The 3,232-nt window shown below is 56.7% G+C and carries 4 protein-coding genes and 2 pseudogenes; 3 read left to right on the top strand and 3 right to left on the bottom strand.

All coding sequences use genetic code 11. The annotated features are described in order from the left end of the window. Nucleotides 1–153: 153 nt before the first annotated feature. Genes RBR25_RS17555 through RBR25_RS17545 form a run of 3 tightly spaced genes read right to left on the bottom strand, consistent with a single transcriptional unit; the run spans nt 154 to nt 2,272 of the window. Nucleotides 154–921, bottom strand: coding sequence for a PP2C family protein-serine/threonine phosphatase (locus tag RBR25_RS17555; protein WP_432820839.1), 768 nt, complete (start codon nt 919–921; stop codon nt 154–156). Further along, on the bottom strand, nt 918–1,625 hold the full coding sequence (locus tag RBR25_RS17550) for a hypothetical protein (protein ID WP_432820838.1): 708 nt from the start codon (nt 1,623–1,625) through the stop codon (nt 918–920). Before RBR25_RS17550 ends, RBR25_RS17555 begins: the two co-directional genes overlap by 4 nt. Before the next feature lie 2 nt (nt 1,626–1,627). After that, a complete protein-coding gene (locus RBR25_RS17545) occupies nt 1,628–2,272 on the bottom strand; it encodes a hypothetical protein (RefSeq protein WP_432820837.1) in 645 nt (214 codons plus the stop codon). Nucleotides 2,273–2,314: 42 nt separating this feature from the next. Here RBR25_RS17545 and RBR25_RS17540 point away from each other — a divergent pair, with 42 nt between their 5' ends. From RBR25_RS17540 to RBR25_RS17530, 3 genes and pseudogenes are all read left to right on the top strand, one after another. Continuing rightward, nucleotides 2,315–2,461, top strand: coding sequence for a hypothetical protein (locus tag RBR25_RS17540; protein ID WP_432820836.1), 147 nt, complete (start codon nt 2,315–2,317; stop codon nt 2,459–2,461). 113 nt (nt 2,462–2,574) lie between these two features. Next, nucleotides 2,575–2,706 (top strand): annotated as a pseudogene (locus RBR25_RS17535) (Mu transposase domain-containing protein); the annotation flags it as partial. A gap of 392 nt (nt 2,707–3,098) precedes the next feature. Beyond that, a pseudogene (locus RBR25_RS17530) lies at nt 3,099–3,232 on the top strand (IS3 family transposase); the annotation flags it as partial.

Genomic DNA, 3,232 nt, shown 5'->3' with positions numbered 1-3,232 from the left:
TCAAAGATCGTCGCATGTAGCGGAACCCAGGAGGCCGTTTTTAGTTCACGCCACAATTCATGCCCCCGAATTCGCCCCTCAGAAAGGGGAAACCCGAGGTACGGGGGAAGAGCTCACGGATTCAGGTCCAAATCATTGGGAGTATTTTGACGATCAAGCTCCTGTTTCCCGAGTGGCGAGAATGAGGTTCTCAGGTCTTTGACCTGAAGCATCCCGCTGGGCGACAAGTAGCGCTCGCCCTTGATCCCCCATGGGATGTGGCAGGAATAAGCAGCTCACATCATCAGGACTGGTCAGCTTTCCCGTGGGAATTCCCTGCAATAGCTCCAATTGTTCATCCTCTGGTAAATCAGCCCAGAACCCGTCACTTGCAATCAGGATACCTCTATCACGCTCATCAAATTCATGGATGACGCAATCGGGGGTCTGGAAGCGCTTAGCTCGGAAAGACCTGGTAAGCAGATGACGATCCGGGGACAGCCTCAATGTCCGTTCGTCCAAATCCTGGATGGCGTTCGCCAGGGTATGAACTCGCGTCAGCCACCGGATCGAACCCTGATTGGTTAACCGTCCAAGGCGGCAGTCACCAGCGTGCAAGGTGGTTACGGTCGGTCCCTCTCCCATCAGGGCGATAATGTAACTAGCCGAATCGGCTGGATGCTTTCGGCGAAGGCCGGCATGTGCTTCCAGCAAAAGCCCGACCATCCCAGCGATAGAAGCGGGCTGGCTCAGGCGCAAAAAACCTTCCAGCAAGCGACAGACCAGCGCCTTGGCCAAGTCACCGCCAGTGGGACAACCGGTGGCACCATCGGCGAGAACGCACAGTGTCGTGACGCTGGCTTTTGAGATTCCGCAATAATCGCGGTTGTCGGGCGTCAAGTTGCCCTGTCGGGAATGCCAGGCATATTCCAACGCGGTCAATTCTCCTCCGCAAGATCTCTGACCGCTTCCAAGCGCTCATAGATGAGCATTTGCCGATCCCGGTCACCTCTGACGGCCGTTTGAACCGCGTAATCGAAGTCGTCATTGGCCAGAAGTAGTCCGATCTGATGGGCAATGAAGGTCCGCAGGTCCTTATCTGCGGCTGCGATCTCCCGGACGATCTCTTCGCGGCCGTCGAAAAGGGTGAGGATGTCCTCCATGTCGTGGCTGCCTTGGGGATCGTCGTTGCCCCGGCCAAGATAGGCCTCCAGTTTCGTCGCGACGAAAAAAGGCGGGGTCAGCAGCCTGATCGTCAGATCCTGCGCCAGCTCATGGGGCTGGGCGGCGGCGATCCCGGCCGCGTACCAGCGATTGCTGAAACCCAGGATATTCTCGTCGTCGGGCATGAAGTCGACCTGAAGCTCTCCCAGGCGCATGCGGCAGTTCACCTCTTCGTCCATAGCCTCCCGGAATCCGAGGGCGCGCAGCCGCTCCTGAAAGGCCGCCCACTTGGCATAGCCGACAACGTTGATGATAAGATCGACATCGTCGGTATAGCGAACCGCTTCCCTGCTGAGCGCGTCGGTCAGCAACAGCCCGGTGGTGCAACCGCCCACAAATGCGACCTCCTGCAGCAAATCGGGGCCGAGGGCTCGGGCGACGGTGACAATCATTATGTGCAACCTGTTGTAGTTGTCTGCCATGGCTATTTCAACCTTTCGTGGAGCAATTGCTCGGCGAGGTCTGCTTCTCGGGGGCTTCCCAGCCGTATGGCGTCCACCAAGGCCAGATATTCATAGAGAAGGGGGTCTCTTTTGACTGCGTAGGGAACGCTATTGAATAGGGGGGTGACAGATTGGCCCTTGCTCTTCCCCCGGGCGTCGGGCCAGACATAGATCAATTCGCCGGCGGTCATGAGTCGCCCTTCCAGGACCGGGGCGGCAAACGAGGTCGGTATCCCCCGGACGATCTCGGCCGGAGCGGCGGGGAAAACATACTTTAGACCATAGACGATGAATTCCCGCAGGACCTTGAAGTTAGCCTTGGGGCGATTGGTGTGCCGGTCCAGGGTAGCCATACCAACGGCAATGCAGCGCTTGATCGCGTTATTCACCTCGGTTTTCCCGACGCCCAGATCTTTGGCAAGCCCTCTTGCGGTATATCGGCCGGCCTGCTCCAGGGGGAGCAATTGGCGAGCGAGCTGTCTTTCGTCAACTTCTTCGGGAGCGATCTCCCAGCCCTCCCATCCGTGAATGTACATTTTGGACGGGGATTGCTTTTCGATAATGGCCTTTTCCTGTCTTTGCAGGCTGGCCAACTTGAGCAGAATAAAAATATCTTGACTTTTCACGGTGACCCTCTCTGGTGTGTCCGCTGTCCGCGGACTATGGACATGCTTAAAGACTTTAAGAGAGATTGTCAAGACAGTTTTGATGCTCTCGATTTTGTAGACATCCCAGAGGTGGAAAAATGTCCACATACCGACGCACCTTTTTCAGCCCTGGCGGAGGCCAACGCCGCCATCCGGCAATGCCCGTAACTGCTCAATAACCGCCCCTTCCACGAACTCCCCGGCAGTCGGCGCATCCGGTTCGAAGAGTTCGACCGGCCGGCGATGCGGCCGCTGCCAGCCCCCCCCCATCAGCCCTCCCAGTGAAGCAAGGCCCGGGTCCATATCGCGATTACCACGTCGAGGTGGACCACCACTTCTACATCGTTCCTCATTGCCTGGTGGGGGAACCGTTGGAGGTCCGCGCTACCGTCACCACCATCGCAATGTCTGCACAAGGGAAATTGGGTGGCGTCCCATCCCCGATCGTTTTTCGCGGCCAAGAACAGCACCTTGACGGGACAGGCCCCCGAGGTGCATCGGGAATACGCCGAGTGGACGCCTCAACGCTTCGTCGCCTGAGTGGGTCAGTCCAAAGCTGCCACGGCCGCCGTCGTGGAGCAGATTCTTTCGCCCAAGACCTATTCTGGGGGGCGGCGGAGCTAGCGCCAAAAGTCGGAAACGCTCACAGTAAAACCGGCAAGACTATCCTGAAAATATAATTAGAATTTCTAGAAGTACATTTTAGGCTAAGCAGTAAACCGGTATTAGCCATTGTTTTATAACATTTATTTTCATTTTTTGATAGAAATAATAGGAATATGTTTTTCGAAAATAATGGCCTCCGGAGCCAACCTTCTATGGCCCTCGGCAGATGACCCGGCACCTGCGTCGGGAAGGCTATGCCGTGAGCCGCAAGCGGATCAGCCGCCTGATGCGATTGATGGGACTTTCGGCCATCTACCAGAAGCCGAACACCTC

Origin of the sequence: Trichloromonas sp. (assembly GCF_034006665.1) — a bacterium.
In the GTDB taxonomy this organism is placed as follows: domain Bacteria; phylum Desulfobacterota; class Desulfuromonadia; order Desulfuromonadales; family Trichloromonadaceae; genus Trichloromonas.
Note: the sequence above shows the minus strand (reverse complement) of the source record. Positions and strands in the feature narration are given on the sequence as shown.

Bases quoted from the DNA above. Each gene is read 5' to 3' on its own strand.
- RBR25_RS17550 (WP_432820838.1), bottom strand. From the start codon at position 1,625: ATGGCAGACAACTACAACAGGTTGCACATAATGATTGTCACCGTCGCC.
- RBR25_RS17540 (WP_432820836.1), top strand. From the start codon at position 2,315: ATGCTTAAAGACTTTAAGAGAGATTGTCAAGACAGTTTTGATGCTCTC.